This window comes from Streptomyces albus subsp. albus (assembly GCF_000725885.1).
Lineage (GTDB): Bacteria > Actinomycetota > Actinomycetes > Streptomycetales > Streptomycetaceae > Streptomyces > Streptomyces albus.
In genome coordinates, this window is sequence record NZ_JODR01000043.1 from 1 (window position 1) to 26,396 (window position 26,396).

Annotated in this window: 24 protein-coding genes and 1 pseudogene; 14 read left to right on the forward strand and 11 right to left on the reverse strand. The window is 72.2% G+C overall.

The window, feature by feature from the left end; translation table 11 throughout:
- Nucleotides 1-2,928: pseudogene (locus IO40_RS35155) on the reverse strand (acyltransferase domain-containing protein); the annotation flags it as partial.
- Between the two features lie 900 nt (nt 2,929-3,828).
- Here IO40_RS35155 and IO40_RS0131575 point away from each other — a divergent pair.
- Nucleotides 3,829-4,779 carry a phosphotransferase enzyme family protein gene (locus tag IO40_RS0131575; RefSeq protein ID WP_031176595.1) on the forward strand — a complete coding sequence of 317 codons (951 nt, stop codon included), beginning with the start codon at nt 3,829-3,831 and terminating at the stop codon, nt 4,777-4,779.
- Between the two features lie 83 nt (nt 4,780-4,862).
- Nucleotides 4,863-5,666 carry a thioesterase II family protein gene (locus tag IO40_RS0131580; protein WP_063831001.1) on the forward strand — a complete coding sequence of 268 codons (804 nt, stop codon included), beginning with the start codon at nt 4,863-4,865 and terminating at the stop codon, nt 5,664-5,666.
- A 24-nt stretch (nt 5,667-5,690) separates the two neighbouring features.
- Here IO40_RS0131580 and IO40_RS0131585 read toward each other — a convergent pair whose 3' ends face one another.
- Nucleotides 5,691-6,692, reverse strand: coding sequence for a lyase family protein (locus IO40_RS0131585; protein WP_031176597.1), 1,002 nt, complete (start codon nt 6,690-6,692; stop codon nt 5,691-5,693).
- Nucleotides 6,693-7,132: 440 nt separating this feature from the next.
- Between IO40_RS0131585 and IO40_RS0131590 the strand changes: the two genes are divergently transcribed.
- From IO40_RS0131590 to IO40_RS0131600, 3 genes are all read left to right on the forward strand, one after another.
- Nucleotides 7,133-8,662, forward strand: coding sequence for an adenylosuccinate synthase (locus tag IO40_RS0131590; RefSeq protein ID WP_078659846.1), 1,530 nt, complete (start codon nt 7,133-7,135; stop codon nt 8,660-8,662).
- Nucleotides 8,663-8,752: 90 nt separating this feature from the next.
- Nucleotides 8,753-9,439: an LOG family protein gene (locus tag IO40_RS0131595; RefSeq protein WP_016473092.1), complete on the forward strand. Its 687-nt coding sequence runs from the start codon at nt 8,753-8,755 to the stop codon at nt 9,437-9,439.
- A gap of 115 nt (nt 9,440-9,554) precedes the next feature.
- Entirely contained in the window at nt 9,555-10,775 is a 1,221-nt protein-coding gene (locus IO40_RS0131600; protein WP_031176600.1) for a cytochrome P450, read from the forward strand.
- A gap of 199 nt (nt 10,776-10,974) precedes the next feature.
- On the opposite strand, the gene IO40_RS0131605 is transcribed toward IO40_RS0131600, so the two are convergent.
- Both IO40_RS0131605 and IO40_RS0131610 read right to left on the reverse strand, forming a co-directional pair.
- Complete coding sequence (locus IO40_RS0131605; protein ID WP_031176601.1) at nt 10,975-11,667, reverse strand: SDR family oxidoreductase; 693 nt, start codon at nt 11,665-11,667, stop codon at nt 10,975-10,977.
- Nucleotides 11,664-12,560: an NAD(P)H-binding protein gene (locus IO40_RS0131610; protein ID WP_016473095.1), complete on the reverse strand. Its 897-nt coding sequence runs from the start codon at nt 12,558-12,560 to the stop codon at nt 11,664-11,666. The genes IO40_RS0131605 and IO40_RS0131610 overlap by 4 nt, the downstream gene beginning before the upstream one ends.
- Before the next feature lie 68 nt (nt 12,561-12,628).
- Between IO40_RS0131610 and IO40_RS0131615 the strand changes: the two genes are divergently transcribed.
- Nucleotides 12,629-13,438 carry a LysR family transcriptional regulator gene (locus tag IO40_RS0131615; RefSeq protein WP_016473096.1) on the forward strand — a complete coding sequence of 270 codons (810 nt, stop codon included), beginning with the start codon at nt 12,629-12,631 and terminating at the stop codon, nt 13,436-13,438.
- Nucleotides 13,439-13,655: 217 nt separating this feature from the next.
- Here IO40_RS0131615 and IO40_RS0131620 read toward each other — a convergent pair whose 3' ends face one another.
- Entirely contained in the window at nt 13,656-14,060 is a 405-nt protein-coding gene (locus tag IO40_RS0131620; RefSeq protein WP_016473097.1) for a DUF5997 family protein, read from the reverse strand.
- A 58-nt stretch (nt 14,061-14,118) separates the two neighbouring features.
- On the opposite strand from IO40_RS0131620, the gene IO40_RS0131625 reads away from it, so the two are divergent.
- On the forward strand, nt 14,119-14,883 hold the full coding sequence (locus IO40_RS0131625) for a LysR family substrate-binding domain-containing protein (RefSeq protein ID WP_031176602.1): 765 nt from the start codon (nt 14,119-14,121) through the stop codon (nt 14,881-14,883).
- Between the two features lie 142 nt (nt 14,884-15,025).
- On the opposite strand, the gene IO40_RS0131630 is transcribed toward IO40_RS0131625, so the two are convergent.
- The 3 genes from IO40_RS0131630 to IO40_RS0131640 all read right to left on the reverse strand — a co-directional run bounded on the left by IO40_RS0131630 (nt 15,026) and on the right by IO40_RS0131640 (nt 17,545).
- Nucleotides 15,026-16,123, reverse strand: coding sequence for a slipin family protein (locus tag IO40_RS0131630; protein ID WP_016473099.1), 1,098 nt, complete (start codon nt 16,121-16,123; stop codon nt 15,026-15,028).
- 141 nt (nt 16,124-16,264) lie between these two features.
- The gene (locus IO40_RS0131635) at nt 16,265-16,990 is read right to left on the reverse strand and encodes a hypothetical protein (RefSeq protein WP_016473100.1); all 726 of its coding nucleotides are present in this window, start codon (nt 16,988-16,990) and stop codon (nt 16,265-16,267) included.
- 156 nt (nt 16,991-17,146) lie between these two features.
- Complete coding sequence (locus IO40_RS0131640; RefSeq protein WP_016473101.1) at nt 17,147-17,545, reverse strand: cupin domain-containing protein; 399 nt, start codon at nt 17,543-17,545, stop codon at nt 17,147-17,149.
- A 170-nt stretch (nt 17,546-17,715) separates the two neighbouring features.
- On the opposite strand from IO40_RS0131640, the gene IO40_RS0131645 reads away from it, so the two are divergent.
- Nucleotides 17,716-18,159 (forward strand): RrF2 family transcriptional regulator, encoded by a 444-nt coding sequence (locus tag IO40_RS0131645; protein ID WP_016473103.1) that lies wholly within the window; start codon nt 17,716-17,718, stop codon nt 18,157-18,159.
- Between the two features lie 49 nt (nt 18,160-18,208).
- Complete coding sequence (locus IO40_RS0131650; protein ID WP_016473104.1) at nt 18,209-18,640, forward strand: hypothetical protein; 432 nt, start codon at nt 18,209-18,211, stop codon at nt 18,638-18,640.
- A gap of 114 nt (nt 18,641-18,754) precedes the next feature.
- On the opposite strand, the gene IO40_RS0131655 is transcribed toward IO40_RS0131650, so the two are convergent.
- The gene (locus IO40_RS0131655; protein ID WP_016473105.1) at nt 18,755-19,330 is read right to left on the reverse strand and encodes a TetR/AcrR family transcriptional regulator; all 576 of its coding nucleotides are present in this window, start codon (nt 19,328-19,330) and stop codon (nt 18,755-18,757) included.
- 229 nt (nt 19,331-19,559) lie between these two features.
- Nucleotides 19,560-20,531 (reverse strand): cyclase family protein, encoded by a 972-nt coding sequence (locus tag IO40_RS0131660; protein ID WP_016473106.1) that lies wholly within the window; start codon nt 20,529-20,531, stop codon nt 19,560-19,562.
- A 527-nt stretch (nt 20,532-21,058) separates the two neighbouring features.
- On the opposite strand from IO40_RS0131660, the gene IO40_RS0131670 reads away from it, so the two are divergent.
- Complete coding sequence (locus IO40_RS0131670) at nt 21,059-22,717, forward strand: catalase (RefSeq protein ID WP_031176603.1); 1,659 nt, start codon at nt 21,059-21,061, stop codon at nt 22,715-22,717.
- A gap of 153 nt (nt 22,718-22,870) precedes the next feature.
- The gene (locus IO40_RS0131675) at nt 22,871-23,176 is read left to right on the forward strand and encodes a hypothetical protein (RefSeq protein WP_016473109.1); all 306 of its coding nucleotides are present in this window, start codon (nt 22,871-22,873) and stop codon (nt 23,174-23,176) included.
- A gap of 212 nt (nt 23,177-23,388) precedes the next feature.
- Here the strand turns inward: IO40_RS0131675 and IO40_RS0131680 are convergent, their stop codons facing one another.
- Entirely contained in the window at nt 23,389-23,814 is a 426-nt protein-coding gene (locus IO40_RS0131680) for a hypothetical protein (protein WP_016473110.1), read from the reverse strand.
- A 243-nt stretch (nt 23,815-24,057) separates the two neighbouring features.
- Here IO40_RS0131680 and IO40_RS0131685 point away from each other — a divergent pair, with 243 nt between their 5' ends.
- The 3 genes from IO40_RS0131685 (at nt 24,058) to IO40_RS0131695 (ending at nt 26,338) form a co-directional block, all read left to right on the forward strand.
- Complete coding sequence (locus IO40_RS0131685; protein WP_016473111.1) at nt 24,058-24,510, forward strand: VOC family protein; 453 nt, start codon at nt 24,058-24,060, stop codon at nt 24,508-24,510.
- A gap of 84 nt (nt 24,511-24,594) precedes the next feature.
- Complete coding sequence (locus tag IO40_RS0131690; protein ID WP_031176604.1) at nt 24,595-25,599, forward strand: pirin family protein; 1,005 nt, start codon at nt 24,595-24,597, stop codon at nt 25,597-25,599.
- Between the two features lie 151 nt (nt 25,600-25,750).
- Nucleotides 25,751-26,338 carry a Dps family protein gene (locus IO40_RS0131695; RefSeq protein WP_016473113.1) on the forward strand — a complete coding sequence of 196 codons (588 nt, stop codon included), beginning with the start codon at nt 25,751-25,753 and terminating at the stop codon, nt 26,336-26,338.
- Nucleotides 26,339-26,396: the final 58 nt, after the last annotated feature.

Sequence of the window (26,396 nt, forward strand, 5' to 3'; positions counted from 1 at the left end):
GTGGAGGGGTTCTTCGGGGTGGTCACGCAGGTGCCGGCTGAGAGCTGAGGCCTGTTCGCGCAGGGCTTGCGGCGACTTCGCCGACAACACCAACGGCACCGCCACGTGAGCCCACGCAGGGGGCTCCGCCGACTCCGTACCGCGCACACCGCGGGGAGCCTCTTCGAGGATCACGTGCGCGTTCGTCCCGCTGATCCCGAACGAGGACACCCCGGCCCGCCGGGGACGGCCGGACGGCGCAGCCCACGTACGTGCCTCGGTGAGCAGCCGCACCGTCCCCGCCGACCAGTCCACCTGAGCCGACGGCTGCTGGACGTGCAAGGTCGCCGGCATCGTCCGGTGGCGCAACGCCAGCACCGTCTTGATGAGCCCGGCGACACCGGCCGCCGCCTGGGTGTGGCCGATGTTCGACTTCAACGACCCCAGCCACAACGGGCGTTCCGCATCCCGCTGCCGGCCGTAGGTCGCCAGCAGCGCTTGGGCTTCGATGGGGTCGCCGAGGCGGGTGCCGGTGCCGTGTGCTTCGAGGAGGTCGATTTCGGCGGCGGGGGTGCGGGCGTTGTGGAGTGCGGCGTGGATGACGCGTTCTTGTGCGGGGCCGCTGGGTGCGGTCAGGCCGTTGGAGGCGCCGTCCTGGTTGACGGCGCTGGGTGCAGGGCCACCAGCGAGGACGAACACGCGGTGTCCACCGTCACCGCCGGCCCCTCCAGGCCGTAGAAGTAGGCGAGCCGGCCGGACACCACGCTGGAGGTGGTGCCCGTCATCACATAGCCCTCCAGGTCCGGCCGCGTCCGGCCCAGCGGGGTCCCGTAGGGCAGGTGCATGACTCCGGCGAACACGCCGGTGCGGCTGCCGCGCAGGGTGTCCGCGGTGATACCGCTGTCCTCGACCGCCTCCCACGTCGTCTCCAGCAGCAGCCGCTGCTGCGGGTCACGTGCCGGGCCGGGCCGGATCGGCGCTGTAGAGCTCCGCCAGGTCCCAGCCCCGGTCGGACGGGAACCGCGTCACCGCGTCGCGGCCCTCGCGCACCAGCTCCCACAGATCGTCCGCGGAGCGCACACCCCCGGGCAGCCGGCAGGCCATGCCGACGATCGCGACCGGCTCGTGCGGCACCCCGGCGGCGGAATCCCCGCGTGTCGCGCCCTCCGCGCGGGGGCCGGGCGGCGGGGCCGCGGTGAGGGCGGCCGTGCGGGGGTCCGGCGCGGTGCCGAACAGCCGGCGGACGATCTCCCGCGCCAGCGCGCGGGGGGTGGGATGGTCGAAGAGGGCCGTCACCGGCAGCCGCAGCCCGGTCAGTTCCACCAGACGGCGACGCACCCGTACGGCCCCGGCGGAGTCCAGCCCCAGCGACCGGAAGTCACGGTCGGGGTCCGCGGCTGCGGCCTCCCGGCCTTCCGGCCCGAGCGCGTCGGCCACCAACTGGACGGCCTGGTCCGCCCGCTCGTCGGGCCGGTGCCCGGTCAGCCGCGCACGCAGCGCGTCGGCGCCGTCCCCTTCCGCCCCGTCCCCTTCCCTCGTGTCCCGCTCGAACCGGTAGGGCGGCAGCGTCACCCGCGCCGCCGACGGGAGGACGGCACTCCAGTCGGGAGGGTCGGCGCCGTGCAACTGGGCCTCGGCCAGGGCGCGCACGTACCGTCCGGCTCCCGCGTCGTCGCGGCGCATGGTGTCGAGCACGACCACGTCCCGCTCCAGGTGCGCGGCCGTGTCCTCGATCGACATGGCCAGCACCGGGTGCGGGCTGATCTCCACGAACAGGCGGTGCCCTGCGGACAGCAGCCCGGCGACGACGTCGTGGAACCGGGCCGTCCCGCGCATCGCGCGGAACCAGTGGTCCGCGTCCAGGGCCGCGGCGTCCAGCGGGGCGGTCGTGGTGGACCCGTACACGGGTACCGTCGACCGGCGTGGCCGTACCACTGCCGCGCCCCGCACCAGAACGTCCCGGATGCGGTCCATGTGCGGGGAGTGGCCGGCGATGCCGACCGGCAGCCGCCGGGCCCGCACGCCCCGCGCCGCCAGCCGGCCGAGCAGCTTAGTCGCGACGTCCCGGGTGCCGGAGACCACGGTGGAGCGCGGCCCGTTGACGACGGCGATCCCCAGGTCCAGGCCCTCCTCGGCCAGCAGCGCCTCGGTCTCGTCGGGGGTCAGGGCGACGGCCACCATGTCGCCCTGACCCTCGATGCGGGCCAGTGCCGTGCTGACCGCGGCGACCAGCCGGGCACCGTCCGTCAGGGACAGGCCGCCGGCCGCCGTCACCGCCGCGATCTCCCCGAAGCTGTGCCCCACCATCGCGGCGGGTGTCATCCCGTGCGACCGCCACAGATGAGCGAGGGAGACCATGACGGAGAACAGCGCCGGCTGCACCAGCTCCACCCGGTCCAGCGGCCTTGCGCCGAAGAGCAGTTCGTCGGGATCCACGTCCAGCCAGGGGCGCAGGGCGCGGGCGCACTCGGCGAGCTTCTTGCGGAAGGCCGGTTCGGCCCGGGCGAGTTCGCCGGCCATGCCGGCCCACTGCGGGCCCTGGCCGGGGAAGACGAACACCGTGCGGGTGTCCGGTCCGGGCTCGGCCTGCACCACATCGTCGCCCGGGGCTCCTGCCGCCAGCGCGCGCAGTGCGGCGACGGCGGTGTCCCGGTCGCCGGCCGGCACCAGCGACCGGTGCGGCCACAGGGGGCGGGCACCGACCAGGGTGAAGGCCGTGTCGGTCAGGGAGATGTCCGGGTGGGCGACGAGATGGCCGGCGAGTGCCTCGGCGTAGGCGCGGACCCCGGCCCTGCTGCGGCCGGACACCAGCAGCGGCACCACGCGCGGGAGGGGACGGTCGCGGCCGGCGGCCTGCCCGGCCCCGGCGTCTTCGGCCTGCGGCCCCTGTGCCCCGTGCGGCTCCGGCACCCCTTCCGATCCCGGCATCACCTGCTGTCCCGGAGCCATCTGCTGTCCCGGCGTCCCGGGTGGTTGCGTCGGCACCTGCGGCCCCGGCGTCCCCGGTGGCTGCCCCGGCACCTGCGGCCCCGGCGTGACCTGCGGCTGCGACGTCACCGGCTGCTGCCCCGGCACCGCCTGCCGGCCCGATTTCGTCCGCCGAGCGCCCCCCGCCGCCGCCTCCCCGTCGGTGCCCGTTCCCCGGCGGAAGCGCGGCGACAGGGAGGACAGCCGTGCTGTCCGCTCCCGAGGGCCGCGGGGGAGTGGACCGTAGTGGCCGTCGTGGTGGCCCGCCCGCGCCAGGACGACCCCGGCTGCGGAGGACGGGTCGTGGAGGGCGACGGCGCGTGGACGCTCCGTCCGCAGACAGTCCTCCGCCGCGGCGAACAGCTCCTCCGCGCCGACAGCGCGGACCCGTACGCCGGGCAGCCCCTCCCACTCGGGCCGCTGCTGTGGCTGAGCCGCGAGGAAGACGACCAGCGGCGAGGCGGCGGACGGTGCGACGCCGGCGTCCTCGACGGCCCTCCAGACGGTTTCCGTAACCGTACGGAATTCCTCTCGGTGAGCGATACCGGCAACGACGACATCACGAGTCTCTTCCGCCATCAATGACTTCCCCAAGGCGCTGAAGCCCGACAGTGCACAGTTCCCCGGGAAGGGGCAATGGCCAGGAAAGCAAGAAGCCGAAGCCCCTGACACCCCTATGCGCCCCTACAGTGCCCCCTAGCCGCTTCCGGTGTTTCCGCCGTTCCACGTGGAACAGGATCCGCACCGGCTGGTCTGCAATAGCATGGGCGAAGCCCGGGGCCGGAAAGGCACCCGGCCATGCGGAGCGTGCACCGGACCGGAGGCGCCCGGCCCGCGGTGTCCTGCCCCAAGACGTGTCCGACAGCGAGACGAGGGAAGCGCATGCCAGTTGTCGATCCGCTGCCGGCGGCTCCCACCCTCGGCCAACTGCCCCTGCATCACTGGGACGCCACGGACCTGACCGTGGTGCCGTGGCCCGAGGACATCTGGCAGACCGGCTACAACTCCCACACGTGGCTGCTCGAAGGCGCGCACGGCGGTGCCGGTGACCGCTGGGTGCTCAAGGCGGTGCCCAGGGAGCAGGCCGTCAAGTTCCGGTCCGGCCTGCGCGCCGCCGACCTGGTGGAACGCGCGGGTATCCCCGCCGGGGCACCCCGCAGGACCCGCACGGGCGGCCTCGTGGCCGAGGACGGGGACTGGTGCTGGGCGCTGCTGACGTTCGTCCCCGGCCGCCCCACCGACCTGACGGCCCCCGCCGAACTGGCCGCGGCCGGCCGGACGCTCGGCCACATCCACGCCGTCCTGCGCGGGGTGCCACCGCTGCCGCAGACCATGGTGTGGTCACAGATGGACTGGGTGCTGGAGGAACAGCCGTTCCTCGAAGGGCGCGAATGGATCACCCAGGCCCTCCGCGAGGGTTTCCAGGAGGCATCGGGAAAACTGTCGGAGGGAATTCTCCACTGCGATCCGCGGCTCACGGAATTCCGTTTCGAGGGGGACCGGGTGGGACTCCTCGACTGGGGAGAAGTGATGCACGGGCCCCACGTCTTCGACCTCGCGGGCACGCTGAGTTTCGTCGAGGACGACACCGATCCCGCGCCTTTTCTCACCGGATATCTGGAAACCTCGCCGGCCTCGGCCGAGGAATTGCGCCGTCTGCCCGCGATGCTCAAGGTGCGGGCCGCGATGGAGGGATGGATCTACGCGCGCCGCGAATACCACGGTGTCGCTCTGGGGCAGGGCGCCGAACACACGAACGCCAGCCTCATCGAAAGGGCGCGTGAGAACGTCCGCGCGGCGGACGCGCTGTCCGCGGACTCCTATCTGCTCTGACCGCGTCCGGCCCGCGCCCCGCCGCCGACTCACCGTGCTGCCGGACCCGCCCGGCCGGCAGCCGGCTTGGAGGGGAACGACAGATGACAGCCGCGCACACGCCGCAGCGCACACCCTGGCTCGTGCCCTACGCCACCCGCACGGCACCGGCCTACCGCATGGTGTGCTTCCCCCATGCCGGGGGCTCGGCCTCCTACTACCCCTGGCTGAGGGAGGCTGTGCCCGACGAGGGAGAGCTGTACTGCCTCCAGTACCCGGGACGGCAGGAGCGCCGCAGTGAGCCGCCCATCGAGGAGTTCCCCCGCATGGTCGCGGCGATCACCCACATCCTGACCTCGACGTTCGGCGCGGAGCTGCCCCTGGTGCTGTACGGGCACAGTCTGGGTTCCGCCCTCGCGTTCGAGACGGCCCGCGAGCTGGAACAGCGGCGCCGCACCGTTCTCGGCCTCATCGTCTCCGGCCGCCGCGCCCCCTGTGTGCGTCCCCGGCACCCGGTGGCGGATGCCCGCGACGACGAGAGCGTCCTCGCGGCCATGCGCAGATTGGGCGGCGTCGAACCGGCCGTGCTCGACGATCCCGACGTACGGGAGCTGATCCTGCCCGCCCTGCGCGCCGACTTCCGCCTCGCCGACACCTATGTGCCCGAACCGGGGGCGAGCGTCCGCGCCCCCCTCACGGTGCTGAACGGGAACGCCGACCCGCAGGTCTCGGCGGCAGAGGCCGCGGCCTGGCACCGGCACACCACGGGCGGCTGCGCGATCCACACCGTCGAGGGCGGCCACTTCTTCTTCCACACCGACCGCGCCGCCGTCCTCGCCCACTTCACGGCCACCCTGCGGAAGCTGTCCGCCGGCACCCCGGACGGCAAACCCCCGCACACCGGCTGACGGGCGGCGCACCCGCCGGGCACCTCACCCGCGCACCGCCTGGCGGGGGACACCGAGCTGACGGGGAAACCCGAGCGCCCTCTCCACGGTGTTCAGCGTGGCGTCGGCGGCATAGCAGGCGCCCGGCAGGGCGATGCGGCGGACGACGGAGCAGGACACGTCGCCCTCGTTCCACTGCTCACCGGCCAGCTGGGCGGCCATCGCGGTGTAGCCGCGCAGCAGTACCGCGAAGGAGCGCACCGGACCGCGGGTATCCCTCCCCTCGCCGGGGGCCGCCGGCACCAGTGAACCGGCCCTGGCCGCGAACTCCGACAGGGAGCTGAGCACCTCGTAGTCGAGGGAGCGGAAGTACAGCTGTCCGACGCTGCGCAGGACACGCGGGAAGCCGAGGTGCGCCGCGACGCGTTCCTCGATCCGCGCCAGGGCGGCACGGTCGCCGCCGAGCAGGTCCAGCATGTCCTGTGCCGTACCGACCGGTCCCTTGAGCCCGCGCAGGGGATAGCGCTCCAGCAGCGCGTCCAGCGCCGCAGCCGCCGAACCGAGCACGGCCCCGGAGGCGGCACCTCTCGTCTCAGCCCCGGCTGCCCGGGCCAGGGCAGCGGCCCGGCCCCGCAGATGACGCAGGGACATCCGCACCCGCGTCTGCGCGATGTTGTCGGTGATGTCGCAGGACGTCAGCCCCTTGTGGATGTGCTGATGGCCGGCGAGGGCGTTGAACTCCTCGATACGGGCCTTGAGGTCGTGGCGGGTGGCGTGCTCACGGCGCCGGATCGAGGCCAGGTCCACACGGTCGACGGCCCGCGCGTAGTCCCTGAACACCTGGTCGGGCACCCGCAGCCCCTCGGCGTGCTGCGCCCGCAGCACGGTGAGCCACAGCCGTCGCTCCAGCACCACCTGGGTGCGCGGGGACCAGATGGCCGCAATCCGGGGGGACGCGTACTCGCACGCCAGCACGTCGGGGCACGCGGTGTCCGCTGCGTCGGAGGACCGTGGCGCAGCAGGCTCGGCCGGGCGGGGCTCGGTCATGGTCGTCTCACTCCCGGGCGGGGGCGCCGTCGGAGGGGCGGGGGATGCGGGCTGCGGACGTCCTGGACGGTCACCGGGCGGTGGCCGCGGTGACGGTCGGGGCATGCCCCTCGCCGGGGCGCCGGTATCCACTCACGCGAGTGGTGGCGGAGTACGGCCGCGCCCGGCGCGCTCCGCACGCGCCCCACGGACACGGTCGCACCCCGCGCGCCCCACGGTCGGGTGAACCCACGCGCCGGGGGAGTACCACGTCCCGGTGATGCGCAGACTCACCGCGTCATGTGTTGACCAACTGTTGACCTTCACGACACGCGGGGCGGCGCCTCCTCCCGGCCACGGATGCCGGCCGGGCGACGCGGGCCGGCCCGGGCTCATACGGAGCCCACCCGCACGCACGTTCTCCCTCCCCATGCCTCTGCCGACCGGACTGTGGAGGTCCCATGCCCGAGGAGACAGCTCCCGTGGTGCCCCCCGTACCGCCGGACGGTGGCGGAGGCGCGGTGACGGAACGGCCCGTCCTGTTGCCCGCCCTGCTCGAAGCCCGCGAGCGCCGCCGCCGCGAGGCGCTCGCCCCGCTGGAGGAGATCGCCGGACCCCCTCCGCCCCGCCAGCACCTCACCTGGGTCGGCGACCTCCAGCAGGGGGACGGCGGCAAGGGCGCCATGACCGACCGGCTCACCCCGTTCCACCAGATCACCGCACGGGTGCAGGGCGGCGACAACGCCGGGCACACCACCGTGTTCGAGGACGCCGAGGGACAAACCCGCGTCCTGAAGAACCATCTGCTGCCCTCGGGTCTGCGGCACCCCCGTGTGCTGGGGGTGATCGCCAACGGCGTGCTGGTCAACGCGGAGACGCTGGCCTCGGAGGTGCGGGAGCTCGGCCGGGAGATGCCGGCCCTGCGCAATCGGCTGCTGGTCAGCGACCGCGCACACCTCGTCCTGCCGCTGCACCGCGAGGTCGATGCCCGCCAGGAGCGCGAGCGGGGCGCCTCGCAGGCGATCGGCACCACACGCCGCGGTATCGGCCCCGCCAACGTCAGCAAGGTCAACCGCATCGGCGTGCGGGTGGGCGATCTGCGCGACCCGGAGTCCCTGCGCCGCCGGGTGGAGCAGAACCTGCGCTTCTTCCAACTGCCCCCGCGGCAGGCCGACCGGGAACTCGCCTGGCTGGCCCGGCACCGCGACCTCGTCCTGTCGCTGGCCGGCGATTCGGTGGAATTCCTGAACGCGGCGGTGGACGCCGGCTACTCGGTGGTGCTGGAGGGCGCCCAGGGACCGATGCTGGACATCGAGCACGGGGTGTATCCGTACGTGACCACCTCGCCGACCGCCTTCTACTCGGTCAGCAGCGGCAGCGGACTGGACGGCAGCCTCGTGGACAACCGCGTCGGTGTGCTCAAGGCGTACCAGACGATGGTGGGCAACGGCCCGTTCGTCACCGAGGACCTCTCCACCCTCGGCGACCGGCTGCGGAGTGCGGGGGAGGAGTTCGGCACGACCACCGGCCGCTCCCGCCGCTGCGGCTGGCTCGACCTCGTGCACGCCCGGTGGGCGGTCGCCCTCAACCGCTACTCCAGCATCGTGGTCACCAAGCTGGACGTCCTCGACGGCTTCGACCATGTGGGGATCTGCGTCGGCTACACCGCCCCCGGGGGCGGACACAGCGACTTCGTCCCGGACAACGCGCACCTGTCCCGGTGTGCACCGGTGTACTGCTGGCTGCCGGGCTGGCGCACCTCCACCCGGGGCGTGAGGGACTACGCCGACCTGCCCGCCGAGGCCCGCAACTTCCTGCGCTGCATCGAGGACTACCTCGGCGTCGAGGTGGCCGCCGCCGGGGTAGGGCCCGCACAGCACGATCTGGTGCTCGTGCCCGGCTCCCGCCTGGCCCGGCTGATGACCCCGGCCAAGGAGGACGAGCCCGGCGCCCGCGCACCCGTACCGCCGCGCCGCACGCCGCCCCCGTGACCGGCTGACCCGGCCCGGCATCCGGCCACGCGACCGGGGGTAGGTCCCACACCCGGGCAGTACCCCCCTACCACCAGGAAGGGACGTCCCATGCCGACACCCCGCGACAGCAGACCCTCCGACGCCGCCCGGACAGACGGGCACACGGCGGAAGCACCCCGGGAGAGCGACAAAGCGCCCCCGGAAACCCTGCGCAGCGTGTGCGTGTTCTGCGGCGCCAGTGCGGGCGCCCGGAAGGAACACGCCGAGGCGGCGGCCGAACTGGGCAGCGTCTGCGCCCGCCGGGGCATCAAGGTGGTGTACGGGGCCGGCGGCGTCGGCCTGATGGGGGCTCTGTCCGACGCGGCGCTGGCCGCGGGCGGAGACGTCATCGGGGTGATCCCCCGCGCGCTGATGGAACGCGAGTACGGCCGCCGCGATCTGACCGAGCTGCACGTCGTCGACTCCATGCACCAGCGCAAGGCACTGATGCACCAGCTCAGTGACGCCTTCATCGCGCTGCCGGGCGGCTACGGGACGCTGGAGGAGCTGTTCGAGATCACGGCGTGGGCGCAGCTGGGTCTGCACCGCAAACCCGTCGTGCTGCTGGACGGAGGGGGCTTCTTCGACCCGCTGGCGCGCATGCTCGACCACGCGCGCGACGAGGGCTTCATCACGGCGGAGGAACGGCTGCTGGTGCGGCACACCGGCACGGTCGAGGACGCGCTGCGCTCGGCGTCCCGCAAGCCCCCGGCCGACGCCACGACCAGCCCGGTCCTCACCCCGGACCGCACCTGAAGCAAGCCCCCGCGCTCCCGTCACGCCCTTCCGTCACCCCGCACGTCTCCCGACTCCCCTGGACCGCTGACCGCCCGGCCAGCGCCGCTTCGGCCCCGACATGACGGAGGAGCCCGTGTCCGAAGACTTTCCGCGTTTCCCCTTCTCGTTCCGCGGCGACCGGCTGGCCCCCGAGCTGGCGGAGATGGCCGCGCACCGTCCGGTACGCCGGGTCATCACCAACACGGGCACTCCCGCGTGGCTGGTGGCGGGGCACGAGGAAGCCACCGCGGTGCTGCGTGACCGCCGCTTCAGCCTCAGCCTCACCTCCGACCCCACAACCCCCCGCCAGGACGACCTCCTGCCGCCGCCTCCGGTGACCGACACCCTCAACTACTTCCAGCGGGCCGGCATGCTCTCCGAACTCCACCGCGGACTGGGCCCGGACCAGCAGTATCTGACGGCCGGGACGGTGGCTGGCATCACCCGCCAGGTGCTCGGCCCGTTCCTGGCCGGAGAACAACCCGGCGACCTGGTGTCCGGGTTCATCGTGCCGGTGTCCCGCGCCCTGACCTTCCGGCTGCTGGGCCTCACCGACGACCCGCGGCTCGACCACGAGGTGCTCCTGGGCATCTTCCGCACCGGACCGAACTGTCTGGAGCACGTCCCGGAGTGCTGGCAGACCGGCCGGGACTACATCTACGGGCAACTGCCACGGCTGCGCCGGGAGAAGAGCGGGATGCTGGGCCGGATGGTCGGGATGGCCGACGCCTCGGGTGTCCTCACCGAGGAGGAACTCGCCGACCTGTTCCTCTTCCTGGTCATCTCCCAGTACGGCAACCCCGCGACCTTCCTGGGCGCCGCGACCGTCGCCCTGATGCGGCACCCGGACATCACCCGGCGTCTGCGTGCCGAGCCGGAGATGATGCCGCAGGCCGTGGAGGAACTCCTCCGCTGGACGGCGTTCCTCGGCGACGGTCTGCCGCGTATCGCCCGCGAGGACGTCACCGTCGGCGGTGTCCTCGTCCGGCGCGGGGAGCTCGTCCTGGTCTCCACCGACGGGGCCAACCACGATCCGCGCGTCTTCCCCGACCCGCAACGGATCGACATCGACCGGCGGGACAACCCGCATCTGCGCTTCAGCCACGGCCGGCACCGCTGCCCCGGCAGGACCCTCGCCCCCATGCAGGCCGCCGCGACTTTGCGGACCCTGCTGGAGGAGACCGGGGAACTCTCCCTCGCCGTCTCCCCCGACGACATCGAATGGCACCCTTACCACGCGATCACCATGCCCAGGGCCCTGCCCGTACGCTGGCGGACCGCCGAGAGCTCCCCGGCGGCCGGCGCGGTGGGCTGAGAGGACGGCCGGTTCTGTCCGCCGGCCGGCGTGGCCGCGCGGGCACGGCCTCGGCGGTCCCGGGCGGCATCAGGCCCGGCACCGGCCCGGCGCAGGCGCCCGATCACGCCGATGCCGCACCTGCCCCGCCCACGTCGCCCGACGTGAGCGGGGCAGGACTGCGGCCGTCTCCTGGCCCGGGACATCGCTCCGGCGGCTGCTACCAGGGCACGGGCTCGTCCTGGTGGTTGAGGAATCGCAGGCCCGGTTCGCCGCTGTGTCGGTTGATCGTGTCCACCACGCCCGGGACGGACTCGTCGATGGTCAACGGTGCGGCCGGGCCGCCGAGTTCGGTGCGGACATGGCCGGGGCAGATGAGCAGCAGCGTGTGTGCGGCATCCGGGTACCGTGCGGCGTAGCAGCGCATCAGCTGGTTGAGGGCGGACTTGCTGGCGCGGTAGACGTCCTGACCGCCGTTGGTGTTCAGGCCGACGCTGCCCTGGCGCGAGGACATGACCCCGATGGTCCCGGTCGGCGCGACCAGTGAGCGGAGGGACTCGATGACGCGCATCGGGCTGAGCGCGTTCGTGACCATGACTTCGGTGAACATCTCCGCGGGGACGTCGCCGATCGGAATGTTGCCCCTCGTGATGGCGGCGTTGACGAACAGCAGGTCGATGGGCATGCGCTGCGCCAAGCGCTCCCGCAGCGCGGCGATCTGGTCCGGCTTCGTCATGTCCAGCGATTCGACCACCACCCGGCCCCCGGACGACGCGGCCAGGTCGTGCAGGCCGGTGTGCCGATCGCCCCGGACGGTCCCGATGACGTCCCAGCCGCGCCGCGCGTAATCGGTGGCGAGGCCGAGTCCGAGTGCCCGGGACGCCCCGACTATGAGAGCGGTTCCGGTGTTCATGCCTGCACCGCCGGCTTGAGGTGCTCCTCGCACCATGCGCGGAAGGTCGTCGGGCTCGCGGTCTGCGGGGTGCGCCGCACACCGTCGTCGAGGCCCTCGTCCTTGGCGCGCATCATGTCGACGTAGCCCTGTACGAGCGCGTCCGACATGCCGTGCCCGGCAAGTGCGGCACGGAAGCCGTCGAGCGTGATCCGCTCGTAGCGGACCGGGCGGCCGAGCACGTCGGACATGATGCGCGCCATGTCGTTGGCCGACAGGTCCTCGGGGCCCGGCACCGGCACCTCGCCCGTGCCGGTCCACGAGCGGTCGAGCAGCAGACCGGCGGCGGTCGCTGCGATGTCCGAGACGGCGACTGCCGGTGCTTTGCGGTCGGCGGCGACGGTGTCCGTGAACACGCCGTCGTCGCGGATCGAAGCCACCTGACGCAGCAGATTGTCCATGAAGGTGGGGTTCGCGAGCGCCCGGTAGGCCACGCCGGTATGCGCGATGAGGTCGTCCATGGCCAGTGACGCCGTCACCTGACCGGCGCGGTCGGCGACGGGAGTGCCGCGGCCGAGCGCCGAGACGCCGACGACGTGCCCGACGCCGTGAGCGGTGAACGCCTTCGCGGCCGGGAGGGTGAACCCGGAGTACGCGGCCTCGAGGCTCGGTGTCCGCGGGGACGGCGGGGCCAGCCAGAAGACGGCGTCCGCGCCGCTGAAGGCCCGGTCGACGACTTCGGCGTCGCCGTGCGAGCCGGTGACGACGTCGACGCGGGCGCGGACCGCGTCGGGGAGCTTTCCGGGGTCGCGCACGATGACGCGGAGTTCTTCGCCCCGGGCGGGGGCTTCGTCGAGCAGGATGTTCAAGAGCCGGCTGCCGATCCTGCCGGTGGGGGCGGTGATGACGATCATGTTTCGAGTCTCGGCGCCGGTCGCTCGGGGCGTCCAATACCCTTTCCGCCGATTGATACCTTGCGGGTATGGATCTCGATCTGCGCAAACTCCGCTACTTCGTGGCGGTCGCCGAGCACCGGCACTTCGGGCGGGCGGCGGAGCAGCTCTACATCACCCAGCCGGTGCTCAGCCGCCAGATCCGGGCTTTCGAACAGGAGCTGCAGTGCGCTCTGCTGGTGCGGACCACCCGCAGCGTGGAGCTGACCACTGCCGGCAAGCAGCTCTACGAGGAGGCCCCGGGAGTCCTCGCGGCGGTCGATGCGGCGATGCGGCGCGTGCGCGACGTCGACCGGGCCGTCCAACGGCTCGTGGTCGCCTTTTCCCCGGGGCTGCATGTGTCGGAGGCTCTGCGGGCCTTCACGTCGCGCTACCCGGACGTCGAGACCGACGTGGTCCCGGCACGCTGGTGGGAGCAGGACATGCCGCTCCGGGACGGCCGGGCCCAAGTCGGCTTCCTGCGGCGGCCGTTCGACGACTCGGGGTTGCACACGACCCCCATCGGCCACGAACCACGGGTCGCCTGCATGCCCGCGGAACACCCCCTCGCACACCGTGGGGAACTCACCAGCGCCGATCTCGACGGCGAGCGGATGCTCGACGCACCGACCCGACGCACTTCTTCACTCGAGGAGAAGTTCGAGCTCATAGCCGCGGGGCACGGCATCGCGCTCGTCCCGCTGAGCGTCGCACGCTCCTACTCCCGCCCCGATCTGGCCCACCGCCCGGTCACGGACGCCCCGGGAGTCCAGACATGCCTGGCTGTCCTTGCGGACCGGCGCGAGAAGCTGCTGCGCGATTTCCTGGAGATCGCCACCGCCACCCTGCGGCGCATCTGAGCCGCACGATCCGCCGCCACACCCCGGGCGGAGCCGTCACCCCGACGATGCCCGCGACGTGGTCGACAGGGCGGACGTAGCCCGGTGCGCCACCGGCGGCCACGAGCCGGGCCGGCCGGAAGCCCGCCGCCGACAGAGCGGGCCGGTGACGAGAAACCCCCGGCCGTCGTCATCCGGGGCGGGCAGCAGCCGGAGGGAGGGCCGCGGCCGTGTGCGGTCAGCCGCGGGCCGCGTCCGGCCGCTCTTCGCCGGCCGCCTTCTTCGCCTTGATGCGTGCGGCTTCCTTGCGGACCTCGGCCTGGGTGGCACGTTCCTTCTGGAGCCACTCCGGGTTCTCGGCCTTGAGCGCGTCGATCTGCTCGGTGGTGAGCGGCTCGGTGACGCCGCCCCTGGCGAGCCCCGAGATGGACACGCCCAGCTTCGCGGCGACGACGGGCCTCGGGTGCGGACCGTTGCGGCGCAGATCGACCAGCCACTGCGGCGGGTCGGCCTGGAGGGCGTTCAGCTCGTCGCGCGAGACCACGCCCTCCTGGAACTCGGCGGGGGTGGCCTGGAGGTACACACCCAGCTTCTTCGCCGCGGTCGCGGGCTTCATGGTCTGGGTGGTCTTCTGCGACGTCATGCGTCAAGGGTATCGAGCGTGGCGGAGTGCCCCCGACCACGCCCGGTAGTCTGGCGCCGTGACCAGCTCGGAGTTCCCCCCGTCCTTCCGGGTCGCCTATGTCCCTGGTGTGACGCCCACCAAGTGGGTGCGGATCTGGGGCGAGCGGCTGCCGGACATCCCGCTGCACCTCGTCGCGGTGACCGCCGCCCAGGCCCCCGGCGCGCTGCGGGACGGCGAGACGGACGCGGGCTTCCTGCGGCTTCCCGTGGACCGTACGTACTTCAGTGCCATCCCGCTGTACACGGAGAAGACGGTGGTGATCGTCCCCAAGGACCACCTGGTCACGGCGGCGGACGAGGTGAGCACCGACGAACTGGCCGACGAGCTGGTCCTGCATCCTCTCGACGAGGTCCTGGAATGGGAGCAGCGGCCGGGGAAACCCGTCGATCACCGTCCGGACACGACCGGTGACGCCGTCGAGCTGGTGGCCGCAGGTGTCGGTCTGCTGGTCGTCCCGCAGTCCCTCGCCCGTCTCCACCACCGCAGGGACCTCACCTACCGCACGGTCACGGACGCCCCCGTCTCCCAGGTCGCCCTCGCGTGGCCGGAGGAGCGGACCACCGACATGGTGGAGGACTTCATCGGCATCGTCCGGGGCCGCACCGTCAACAGCACACGCGGCCGGAAGGCCCCTCAGCCGCAGCCGAAGCAGGAGCGCGCCGAGAAGCCCGCCCCGCGCCGCAAGGCCGCGCAGGGCAAACCGGCGGGCAAGCAGCCGCGGGGAGGCTCCTCGGGCGGCAGGGGCGGTGCCAGGCGCGGCAGGCCCCGGCGCCGCTCCTGATGCGGCGGCACCACGCCACGGGCCTCCGGTCCGGCCGGCGGACGCACGCCTGATGCGCCCGGCCGGTCCGGTCGGCGGAACACCCCTTGACGGGCTCGGCCTGGCTGTCGGCTAACACCCGACACGGCCGGCCTGCCGGCTGTCAGGCGGCCGTGCCGTGGTGGCGCCGCCTGTGGTGCCCCTCCGCGGAGTCGGCTGCCCCGGAAGCCGGCGGGCTCTCCTCGGCGGGGCGGCCGGTATCACCCGTGGGCAGGCCCGTCACCTGCAACTCCGGCAGCGTCAGCGCCGGGTCCCGCAGTGCGCTGGCCAGGTCCGGGGGCAGGCTGCCCATGGCCGACGGCTCCCCTGCGTGCTCAGGGCGGGGCTCCCAGGCCGCGGGCCGGAAGGTGAGCGCGACATCCTCGTCCCGGGCCTGCTCCCGCCCGCCCGCGCCGGCCGGTTCCGCCGCGTCCGACCGAGGCGGCCCCTCCATGGATTCGGGCTGCTGCGCGCGCTCCAGGAAGCGCAGCAGCTCGACCGGGAAGGGAAGCACCAGGGTGGAGTTCTTCTCCGCGGCGACGGCGGTGATGGTCTGGAGCAGCCGCAGTTGCAGCGCTGCCGGCTGGACGGACATCTGCCGGGCCGCGTCCGCGAGCCGCTTGGACGCCTGGAGTTCCGCGTCCGCGTTGATGACACGTGCGCGGCGCTCCCGGTGTGCCTCGGCCTGCCGGGCCATGGAGCGTTTCATGGTGTCGGGCAGGGAAACGTCCTTGATCTCCACCCGGTCGATCTGCACACCCCAGTCGACGGCCGGGCTGTCGATCATCAGCTCCAGGCCCTGATTGAGTTTCTCGCGGTTGGAGAGGAGGTCGTCCAGGTCGCTCTTCCCGATGATCGACCGCAACGAGGTCTGGGCCATCTGGGAGACGGCGAACTGGTAGTCCTCGACCCGGACCACCGCGTCTGCCGCGCTCACCACCTTGAAGTAGACGACCGCGTCCACGCGCACCGTCACGTTGTCCCGGGTGATGCCCTCCTGGGCCGGTACGGGCATGGTGACGATCTGCATGTTCACTTTGCGGAGTCGGTCGATGAACGGAACGATCAGCGTCAGTCCTGGCCGTCGCACGTCCCGGTGCAGCCGTCCCAGCCGCAGGACGACGCCCCGCTCGTACTGCTTGATGATGCGGGCCGACGACATGACGAGGACAGCCGCGAGTGCGGCGAGGACGACGATGACGGTTATCACTGCTTCGGTCATCTCGGCACCTACCGTCCTTAACCGGTCCATTCAGGGTAGATCCGGACGGGTCAGTGGTGCGAGTGGGTCGCTGACGCACGCGCTGGTGCGCCGACGCGGGGTTCCGCCCCGGGCTCGCGCGCCCGGGGCGGACTCCGGCGCTCAGTCGGGGAGCTTGGCGAGCTGTGCGCGGATCACCTCTGGGTCGGGGGCCGTCTTCTCCTGGTCGACCAGGTTCGTGCCGAAGAAGACCGCGAGCGTGGACCCGGAGCGGACGACGGTGAACGTCAGCGGCATCAACTCGCCGTCCATGGTGCCCTTCATGCGGTAGGACACGCCCTCGTCGCCCTGCTCCGGGTCCGGGAGCGCGACGACGTTCTCGTATTTGCCGACGTCGTCCCGGAACCCGTCGCCGCACTTCTTCACGGCGGTCCGTACATCGTCGATGACCCTGGCCGCGTCCCCGCTCTCGTGCCCCATCAGGCTGATGGAGGTGACCAGGCCGTCCTTGCTGCTGGCCGTGATGGCTCCGCGGGACTTCGGTGCGGGCTCGGAGGTGTGCGCGGCCATGTGCACCAGGGGGGTGCAGACCGCGGGCTTCGCATCGGGGCCGGCCAGGGCGAGCCGCGCGGCGGCCTCGTCCCCGGGGACCGGTTCGACGTCGAGCCCCTTGACGTCGCCGTTGCGCAGCAGCGCTTTCTTCACCGCTGCCTTGCCCAGCGGCGGCTGGGAGGCGTCCTTTGCCGGTGCGGAGGAGGTTTTGCCGCCTCTGCCGTCGCCGGTGTCCTTCTTCGGGGTGTCCTCACCGGACGAACACCCCACGAGCATGACGGCGGCGAGAGGCGGCAGGGCTGCCGTGAGGAGGGTCTTGCGCAGCTTGTGGAGCACGTCGGTGTCCTTCCGGTCAGCCCCCGACCACTTCGGGTGACCAGGTGACCGGTATGGGGCCCTGGAAGTTGCCCTTCAAGAGTGCACAAAATTATGACAAAAATATTAAGAAAACGCTCGCCCTGTCGTCGGCCCCGTTCAGCGGTGTCGGCTGCGTCAGGCGCTGTCCCGCCGGCTGCGGATCCGCATGCCGGGGCGGCGCCGGTGGACGGTCAGGTAGGACAGTCCGTCGTCGCCCGCGCTGATACTGCGGGCCGTACCGCGCGGAAGCCAGGTGAGGCAGCCCGGCGCGAGGGACTGCGGTCCGGCTTCCGAGTCGAGCGTTCCCTCACCGGCCACGACGACCAGCAGGACGTCGACCTCCGGTTCGACATGGGTGTCGACCCGGCCCTCCGGCGGGATGCGCACGAGATTGGCGTCGAGCTGCCGCCCGGACTCCGCCAGCCGCCAGACGGCCCCGGCCGGCGCGGACTCCGCGGTGGCCAGTGAGGCGATGTCGCACAACACCCGCGGAACGGAAGCCGGGTCGAGGGGACCGGTGTGGGGGTCAGTCACTGGGGTATCACCGTCCGATGCGCGCCTGCTGCCGGGGGTTGCCTGCGGGTGGGCGGCCTGTCGCGACGTACTGTGCCTCGTGGCCGAGGGGACGGGAAGTGAGGCACGCCACACCGCCCGCCGCCGCACCCAAATAGGAATCTAACATGCGCATTTGTTAACGTCCTGCCGTGCGGCTCACGAAGTTCACCGACCTGGCGTTGCGGGCCGTCATGCGTCTCGCCGTCTCCGAGCAGGCCGGCCCGCTGACCACCCGTCAGGTGGCCGAGGCCATGGAAGTGCCCTACGCCCACATGGCCAAGGCGGTCACCCGCCTCCAGCACCTCGGCGTACTGGAGGCACGTCGCGGTCGCGGCGGCGGACTCGGGCTCACCGGGCCCGGCCGGCGCGCCTCCGTCGGCTGGCTGGTACGGGAGTTGGAAGGGGGCGGCGAGGTCGTAGCCTGCGACGGCGACCCACCGTGCCCGCTCAACGGCGCCTGCCGGCTGCGTCACGCCCTGCGCGACGCACAGGAGGCCTTCTACGCGGCGCTCGACCCGCTGACGGTGAACGATCTGGTGGCCTCACCCACCGGGCCGGTGCTGGTCGGACTGGTCGGCCGCCGGCCCGCATGACCGACCGGCGCCGGGCCGGTGCGGCACGACGCGAACGGAAGGGCATGCCATGAACGCCGCCTCAGCCGCCGTGGCCACGGCACTCACCTTCGTCTGGCTCGGCATGGTGCTGGCGATCTCCTTCCTGGAAGCGCCGCTGAAATTCCGGGCCCCGGGTGTGACGACACCCATCGGCCTGGGCATCGGCCGCCTCGTCTTCCGGGCGCTCAACCGCGTCGAGACGGTGCTCGCCCTCGCGGTGATCGCCGCGGTCGCCACCGGCGCACCGCCCCTGCGTGTCGGGGTGCTCACCGCCGTCACCGCGCTGCTCCTCGCGGCCCAGCTCACGCTCGTCCGGCCCCGCCTCAACCGCCGCTCCGACCGCGTCCTGGCGGGCGAGACCCTCCCGCGCTCCCGCGCCCATCTGGTCTACATCGTCGCGGAATCCCTCAAGGCCCTGGCGCTTCTTGCGCTCGGCATCAGCATTCTGACCGCCCGTTAGTGTGCGAGGGCCGGTGCCGCACCCGGGCCGGTCCGGCAGGGCGCCGCCGGCCCGGCACCAGCGCGGCGGGGGAGCGCGCCCGGCGAGGACGCGGGCCGCGACGAGGAGTGCGGGTCAGCGCGTGGAGGGGGACAGTATGCCGTCCATCGTCAGCGACATGAGCCGTTCCGCCTGTTCCGCGGGCAGGTGTCCCCGGACCCAGGCGACGGCGCTCATCAGCGCGAAGATGTCCGCGCCCGTCACCTCACGGCGCAGGGCCCCGTCCGCGCGGGCGCTGGCGAGCAGTTCACCGCTGAGGACGATCAACTCCCGGCAGCATGTGTGCAGTTCGGACTCCTGGTCGCACAGCCCCTCCGCCAGGACGGCGGCCAGTCCCCGGTAGGCGGTGGCGTGCTCGACCATCGCGTCCACCCACCGGGCCAGCGCCCGTCCCGGCTCCGGCCCGGCGAGCAGTTCCCGGCCGCGTGCGAACAGCGCCTCGTTGCGCTCCCGCAGCAGAGCGCCGATGAGGGCGCGCCGGCTGGGGAAATGCCCGTACAGCGTGCCGATCGCGACCCCCGCCCGCCGGGCGATGCGCTCCAGGGACGCGTCCGTGCCCTCCTGGCGGAAGACCGCGTCCGCTTCGGCGAGCAAACGATCGCGGTTGCGCTGCGCGTCGGCGCGCGGCCGGCGACGCCGGGACTCGGTCATCTCTCTCCCTGCTCCCCTCGCGGCGGCGAGGTTCCTCGATTCCGTGCGTCCGGGTGCCCTGCACACCGGGGCCCCGGTCTTCCACGAGGAACCTATAAATGATCTTGCTCCGCGACGCCACCGGCTCCCGGAACCGGGCCCCTCCTCGCGCCCTGCCGCACAGCCCGCCGCCGGCGCGGATGCCGTGCGGGACGTGCCGCGCGGTGCCGGGCTCGGAGCACGGTGAGGCTCATTTGACGGCGATCGGATTGACGGGGGAGCCGACCGCCCCGGTGACGGGCAGCGGGGCCGCGGTGAGCCAGAATTCGTACACGCCGTCGTCGGCGCAGTCCGCGGCGAGCGCCTCCGGGTCCCACATCTCGCCGATGAGCAGGCCGATGTGCGGGATGGCGACCTGGTGCAGCGGCTGGAACGCGCCGTCGAACTCGTTCGGTCTCACCTCGAAGCCCCAGGTGTCGGTGGCGATCGCGGCGATCTCACTGCGGTGCAGCCAGCCCGCCGTGGTGAACGACAGCCCCGGTGCGGGCCCGCCCGCGTACTCGCCCCACCCCTCGCGCCGGGCGCGGGCCAGCTGCCCGGTGCGGACGACGACGAGATCGCCGCGGCCCACGCGCACGCCGTGCTCCCGTGCGGTGCGGACCAGATGATCCTCCGTCACGGCGAACCCGTCCGGGAGCTCACCCCGCTCCCCGCCCAGGACGCGGCCCACGTCGAGCAGGACACCGCGCCCCGCCACGTACGGGGCCATGTGCTCGATCCCGGTGACGAGATCGCCCTCCGAGGTGACGGTCTTCTCCGCGGCCCGGCCGTTCCACGCCCTGCCGTGGTCGAAGATGTGGCCGAGCCCGTCCCACTGGGTGGAGCACTGGAGCGGCATGGTGATCATGTCGTCGGCGCCGCCGAGCCCGTGGGGGAACCCCTGGGAGCCCAGCGCAGCGTCGGTACCGGTGTCCAGCATGGTGTGCACCGGATTGGTGCGCCGTCGCCAGCCCCGCTGCGGGCCGTTCATGTCGAAGCGCTGCGAGAGGGAGAAACTCGCGCCCCGTTTGACGAGAGCGGCACCCTCGCACCGTTTGGCCGCGTCCAGGAAGTTGAGCGTGCCCAGCACGTCGTCGGTACCCCAGCGACCCCAGTTGGAGCAGGCGGCGGCTGCTTCGGCGATCGCGCCCTCCGGGTCCTCCGGGTCGACGGAGGGGCTCACGACGGCTCCTCGGCGCGCTTCGCACGCCGGGACGCGAGCCGTGTGACCGGGGCGTGCGCGGGGCGGCCCCGCGAGAGTCCGGAGGCGGGAAGCGGGGGGCCGTCCGGTACGGAGAGCGAGGTGAGGGCGGAGAGGCCGGCGAAGGGCGGGAGTGGGGGTGCGTGTTCCACGAGCAAGTCCTCCTGATGGATCGGTACTTACTCTCACCCGCCCGGCCGGGATGTGAAAAATCGATCCTATGGAAAAACTCCCTCCATCGAGTGAATTTCCCGGCTCATGGTCACGGCGCCGTCCCGGTCTCCCCGCCCTCGGCCCCGCGCCGGGGCCGCCGGCGCAAGCGCCCCCGTGCCCGCTCCCGGTCCGCTGACCACGCTGTGCGCCGTCGGGGAGGCAATGGGCCGAAACGATTGCACTGAAAAGGTGAGCCACCCGCACCACCGCCGCCCGAATGGGTACACGTGTGCAACCCGACTTCTGTCCGGCGGCGCGGAGCGAGCGCCCTTGAGCGGCGAAGGAAACCGAGAGCAGTGACAGACGTAGCGAGCCAGGGCCCCACGCCCGGCGACGACCGCCCGGTGCTCACCAACCGACAGGGCCACAAGGTCTACGACAACCAGAACCAGCGCACGGTCGGCGCCCGAGGACCGGCCACACTGGAGAACTATCAGTTCCTGGAGAAGATCAGCCACTTCGACCGGGAACGCATCCCCGAACGGGTGGTCCACGCCCGCGGCGTCACCGCGTACGGCTACTTCGAGAGCTACGGGGCCTGGGGCGAGGAACCCATCGACCGCTACACCCGGGCGAAGCTCTTCCAGGAGCGCGGCAAACGCACCGAGGTGGCCGTACGGTTCTCCACCGTCATCGGCGGCCGGGACTCCTCCGAGGCGGCGCGCGACCCGCGCGGGTTCGCGGTGAAGTTCTACACGGAGGAGGGCAACTGGGACCTGGTCGGCAACAACCTGGGCGTGTTCTTCATCCGGGACGCCATCAAGTTCCCCGATGTCATCCACGCCCTCAAGCCCGACCCCGTCTCGCACGAGCAGAAGCCGGCCCGCATCTTCGACTTCATGTCGCAGACGCCGGAGTCCATGCACATGCTCGTCAACCTCTTCAGCCCCCGCGGCATCCCCGCCGACTACCGGCACATGCAGGGCTTCGGCGTGAACACCTACAAATGGGTGAACAACGACGGGAAGACCGTCCTGGTCAAGTACCACTGGATGTCCAAGCAGGGCGTGCGCAGCATGACGGAGGAGGACGCCGCCGCGGTCCAGGCCGGAGACCTGGGCCACGCCACCAAGGACCTCTACGAGGCGATCCGGCGCGGCGATTACCCCGAGTGGGAACTGCTGGTCCAGATGATGGACGACCACGACCATCCCGAGCTGGACTTCGACCCCCTCGACGACACGAAGACCTGGCCGGAGCAGGAGTTCCCGCCCAAGCCGGTGGGCCGCCTCGTCCTGGACCGTACGGTGGGGAACTACTTCGCCGAGAACGAGCAGATCTCCTTCGGCACCGGCGTCCTCGTCGACGGCCTGGACTTCTCCGACGACAAGATGCTCGTCGGCCGGACGTTCTCCTACAGCGACACCCAGCGCTACCGGGTCGGCCCCAACTACCTCCAGCTCCCCGTCAACCGCGCCAAGAACGCGACCGTGCACACCAACCAGCGCGACGGTCTGATGACGTATGAGCAGGACCCGCACGGCGGGGACCCGGAGGTCAACTACGAGCCGTCGATCACGGGCGGACTGCACGAGGCCCAGTACCCCACCCACGACGAGCAGGGCCCCGAGATCCGGGGCCGGGTCACCCGCAAACGCATCCCGCGCACCAACGACTACCTCCAAGCGGGCCAGCGCTACCGCCTCATGGAGGACTGGGAGCGCGACGACCTCGTCAAGAACTTCGTCACCCTCATCTCCCAGGCGGACCGCGCCGTCCAGGAGCGGATGGTGTGGCACTTCCTGCTGGTCGAGAACGAACTCGGCCTCCGGGTCGGCGAAGGGCTCGGCATCGGCCCGCAGGACGTCTCCCACCTCGAACCGCTGCCCGGCCAGACCCTCACGGACGAGGACCGGGAGCGGCTGGCCAACCTCGGCAACAACCCGCCCCGGGACGTCACCGGCCTCACCATGACCCACTGCGTCCCCGACGAACGGCACGTCGTCACGTTCTGACCGGGGGCCGCGGCAGCGCCACCGCACGCCAGGACCCCGGCCCCGCCGCCGGGGTCCTGGCACCCGGCCGTCGGGCGGTGACAGGCGGCGGCCCCTCCGGGCGACGCGACGGAGCAGAGGAGGGGAAGCGGACGGGAGAGGAGAGGAGTGCGTATGGCGGCGCGGAAGCGGTACGCCGTCGCGGCCTCGGGCCGCTGGTTCGACGAGGACGACGGCCGGCGCCTGCCCGCGGGCGAGGTGCACGCCTGGGAACCGGGCACGAACCAGACCGTCTGCGGCCTCGCCCTCAGCCGCTCGCAGCTGGCACGCTTCCCCCACGTCGAGTGGCCCGACATCCTGCCCGAGTCCGGGGGAGCCGCCGACCGCGTCCAGCGGGTCTGCCCCCGCTGCGCCGCTGTCGCCGGCAGGCGGGGACCCGATGCGCGCCCCCGCTGGCACCGCACCGACCCGCGGCCCTGACGCTCCGGGGAACGTGCCGCCGCCCGGCCCTGAGGACCCGGCTGCGGGAAGGACGGCAGCGACAGTGAGCCGACTGTGGCGGGCCGGGAAGCATGAGCGAGTCGGAAATCGGAGAACGTGACGATCCACTTCGCGCAGGCCTACGCCCAACCCGCCGGCGGCCGGGAGAAACCCGGCGCCTCACAGCCGGGGTGAGCACCGGGCAGGCTGTGTCACTTCCGCCTGCCGGACAGCTCGTCCACCACGAAGCCCAGCCCGATCCCCAGCATCCACACGTCCTTGGCCAGCGCGGTGCCCTCCTGGGTCGGCCGCAGGCTGCCCTCCTCGTGCATACCGGGCGTCCGCAGATACATCCCCAGCAGCCCGGAGGAGAACGCCACCAGCCCGGCACCCGCCAGCACGGTCGGCACCACGGGCAGCAGCAGTGCGGCGCCCAGCGCCATCTCCCCGCGGGAGAGCAGACGCACGAAAGTCGTCGGAGGGATCTTGTCGAGGAACGGATAGGTGCTTTTGGCCATGCCGTGCAGTCCGGTGGCGTTCTCCTCGTCCATGCCGCGCTTCGACATCCCGGAGTTGAGGATGAATGCTCCGGTGGCCAGCCGTGGTGCTAGATGCCTGAGTGCGATCGGTGAACGCATGGGGCCTCCCGGCTTCTGTGGGGTCGGACATACCAGTCTAGGCAGAAAGAGTGTTCAAAGGATTGACGCAGAAATACGCCGAACGGGTGGATGTCGCAGTGACGGCACAGCCGGCCGTCGGCCCCGCTTTCGGGCAAGGCGGGCGCCGCCCACCATGGCGGGAGGGAACGTGCTCGCCCCGGCCCGGCCGCGGCACGGCAGGAACGCCTTTCCCACGGTGACACCGAACGACAGGAGCCCTCCATGCGCCGCGAAGATCTCCCGGCCCCCGAGACCGGGATAGTCCTTACGCACTTTCTCACCGTCGCGGACGTGCCCCGCTCGCGGGCTTTCTACACGGACGTCCTCGGCGGGGAAATCGTGCTGGAGGAGAATCCGTGCATCGTCCGGCTCGCCAATGCCTGGATTCTGATGAATCCCGGCGGCGGACCCACCCCCGACAAGCCCGATATCACTCTGCGCCCGCCCGAGGACGAGGGAACGGCCTCCAGTTTCCTCAACATCCGCGTGGCCGACATCCAGGCCTGCTACCAGGAATGGAGCAGCAAAGGCGCGCAATTCCTCACGCCGCCGATCGACCGCAAGGCGGAAGTGCGCTGCTACATGAGAGACCCCGACGGTTATCTCATCGAGGTCGGCCAGTCCACCGGGCTGCTCCAGGGCATCCTCGCCGACCCGCCCGCCGGGACCGGCTGACCCGCCCGCGACCGATCCCGTCTGAGGAGCCCGGCGGGGCGCCGGGCCCGGACCCGCCGCAGGCCGCCGGGGTACGGTGACCGGGTGAGCAACACGGACATCCGGCCGCCGGAGCAGACGGTGTGCACCGGCCCGCCGACGGGCCCCGCCGAGCCCGACATCGAACTGCTCGAACCCCGCGAGGTGCCGCTGGGCGGACCCCGTGCCATGCTCGTCGGCCGCAGCCTGCCCAACCGGGACCGGCGTATGGTCGGCGCCTGGTGCTTCGTCGACTTCTACGGGCCCGCCGACATCACCGGGAAACCGGGCATGCAGGTACCCTCGCATCCCCACACCGGCCTCCAGACCGTCAGCTGGCTGCTGGCGGGCGAGGTGTGGCACCTAGACAGCCTCGGCAGCCGGCAGCTGGTGCGGCCGGGGGAGCTGAACCTGATGACGGCCGGAGCCGGCATCGCCCATTCCGAGCAGTCCCCGCCGGGCCACTCCGGCACCCTGCACGGCATCCAGCCGTGGGTCGCGCAGCCCGAGCGGGACCGCAACGGCCCGGCCCACTTCGACCACCACGCCGCGCTGCCCACCCTCACCGAGCCGGCCGGCAGCATCACCGTCCTGATGGGCGGACTCGCCGGTGCCGTCTCCCCGGCGCGCACCTACACCCCGCTGGTCGGCGCCGACATCCGTCTCGGTGCCGGCGGACGGCTCACCGTCCCGCTGGAACCCGGATTCGAACACGCGGTGCTCGCCACCGGTGGCCCGCTCAGCGCCGAGGGGCACGCCGTCCCCCCGGGTGCCATGCTCTATCTGGGCCGGGGCCGGCGCGGCGTGCGGCTGGAGGCGGAGGCGCCCGCTGGGGCGCTGCTGATCGGCGGCGTACCGTTCGAGGACCCGCTGGTGATGTGGTGGAACTTCGTCGCCCGCACCCACGAGGAGATCGTCGGGGCCCGTGCTCAGTGGGAGGCCGAACGCACCTCGAACGGCAGGGGAGGGGCACGCTTCGGCACGGTGGCCGGCTACGAGGGCCCCGCTCTTCCCGCGCCGGCCCTGCCCGCCACCCCGCTGCGGCCCCGGCCCCGCTACCGGTCCCGGTAGCGGGGGACCGGGCCGGCAGGAGCAGAACCAAAGGGCGCACCACCGGATCGCCGCGGGCCGCCGCGCGACCGGGTGCCTCCAATTTGCGGGGGTGCCCGGGGGCTGGTCGACTCGGTATGTCACAGCTCTCCTGCCGACCCGAGGGAGTGTCATGGCTTCCGAATCCAACGAGAGTGGCAACGCCGGCAGCAGTCAGCCGCGCCTCCACCAAAAAGGCGCCGTCATCCAGGAATTCGGCACACTCAAGCTGGTTCCGCTGGCCCTGTCGCACGATGCCCGGATGTACTCTTGCGAGCGCCTGAACAAGGTCCTCGCGGACACCCGGATCCTGCACGCGTTCTACAAGAAGTACCACTGGCTCATGCGCGGGGCGACCTTCTACCAGCTGCATCTGCTGCTCGACAAGCACGCCGGGGAACAGCTCTCCCTCATCGACCAGATCGCCGAGCGCGTCCAGACGCTCGGCGGCATCGCCGTCGGCGACCCCCGCCACGTCGCCGAGATCACCACCATTCCCCGTCCCCCCGACGGCGCGGAGGAAGTGCCCGGCATGCTGTCACGCCTGCTGGAGGCCCACGAGACGATCCTCGCCGAATGCCATGACGCCGCCGCCCGCGTCCAGGAGATGGGTGACGACGGCACGAACGACCTGCTGGTCTCCGACGTCATCCGCGTCAACGAACTGGAGTCCTGGTTCGTCGGGGAACACCTGGTGGACACACCGCTGGTACGCGCCTGAGAACGCCACCGCCCCCCGCCCCCCGCCCCCCGCCCCTCTCCCGGCCCCGGCCCCGCAC

What these genes read in the sequence shown, in the direction of transcription:
- IO40_RS0131575 (WP_031176595.1), top strand. Translation starts at nt 3,829, where the DNA reads ATGCCAGTTGTCGATCCGCTGCCGGCGGCTCCCACCCTCGGCCAACTG.
- IO40_RS0131580 (WP_063831001.1), top strand. Translation starts at nt 4,863, where the DNA reads ATGACAGCCGCGCACACGCCGCAGCGCACACCCTGGCTCGTGCCCTAC.
- IO40_RS0131585 (WP_031176597.1), bottom strand. Translation starts at nt 6,692, where the DNA reads ATGACCGAGCCCCGCCCGGCCGAGCCTGCTGCGCCACGGTCCTCCGAC.
- IO40_RS0131590 (WP_078659846.1), top strand. Translation starts at nt 7,133, where the DNA reads ATGCCCGAGGAGACAGCTCCCGTGGTGCCCCCCGTACCGCCGGACGGT.
- IO40_RS0131595 (WP_016473092.1), top strand. Translation starts at nt 8,753, where the DNA reads ATGCCGACACCCCGCGACAGCAGACCCTCCGACGCCGCCCGGACAGAC.
- IO40_RS0131605 (WP_031176601.1), bottom strand. Translation starts at nt 11,667, where the DNA reads ATGAACACCGGAACCGCTCTCATAGTCGGGGCGTCCCGGGCACTCGGA.
- IO40_RS0131610 (WP_016473095.1), bottom strand. Translation starts at nt 12,560, where the DNA reads ATGATCGTCATCACCGCCCCCACCGGCAGGATCGGCAGCCGGCTCTTG.
- IO40_RS0131615 (WP_016473096.1), top strand. Translation starts at nt 12,629, where the DNA reads ATGGATCTCGATCTGCGCAAACTCCGCTACTTCGTGGCGGTCGCCGAG.
- IO40_RS0131620 (WP_016473097.1), bottom strand. Translation starts at nt 14,060, where the DNA reads ATGACGTCGCAGAAGACCACCCAGACCATGAAGCCCGCGACCGCGGCG.
- IO40_RS0131630 (WP_016473099.1), bottom strand. Translation starts at nt 16,123, where the DNA reads ATGACCGAAGCAGTGATAACCGTCATCGTCGTCCTCGCCGCACTCGCG.
- IO40_RS0131650 (WP_016473104.1), top strand. Translation starts at nt 18,209, where the DNA reads ATGAACGCCGCCTCAGCCGCCGTGGCCACGGCACTCACCTTCGTCTGG.
- IO40_RS0131655 (WP_016473105.1), bottom strand. Translation starts at nt 19,330, where the DNA reads ATGACCGAGTCCCGGCGTCGCCGGCCGCGCGCCGACGCGCAGCGCAAC.
- IO40_RS0131675 (WP_016473109.1), top strand. Translation starts at nt 22,871, where the DNA reads ATGGCGGCGCGGAAGCGGTACGCCGTCGCGGCCTCGGGCCGCTGGTTC.
- IO40_RS0131680 (WP_016473110.1), bottom strand. Translation starts at nt 23,814, where the DNA reads ATGCGTTCACCGATCGCACTCAGGCATCTAGCACCACGGCTGGCCACC.
- IO40_RS0131685 (WP_016473111.1), top strand. Translation starts at nt 24,058, where the DNA reads ATGCGCCGCGAAGATCTCCCGGCCCCCGAGACCGGGATAGTCCTTACG.
- IO40_RS0131695 (WP_016473113.1), top strand. Translation starts at nt 25,751, where the DNA reads ATGGCTTCCGAATCCAACGAGAGTGGCAACGCCGGCAGCAGTCAGCCG.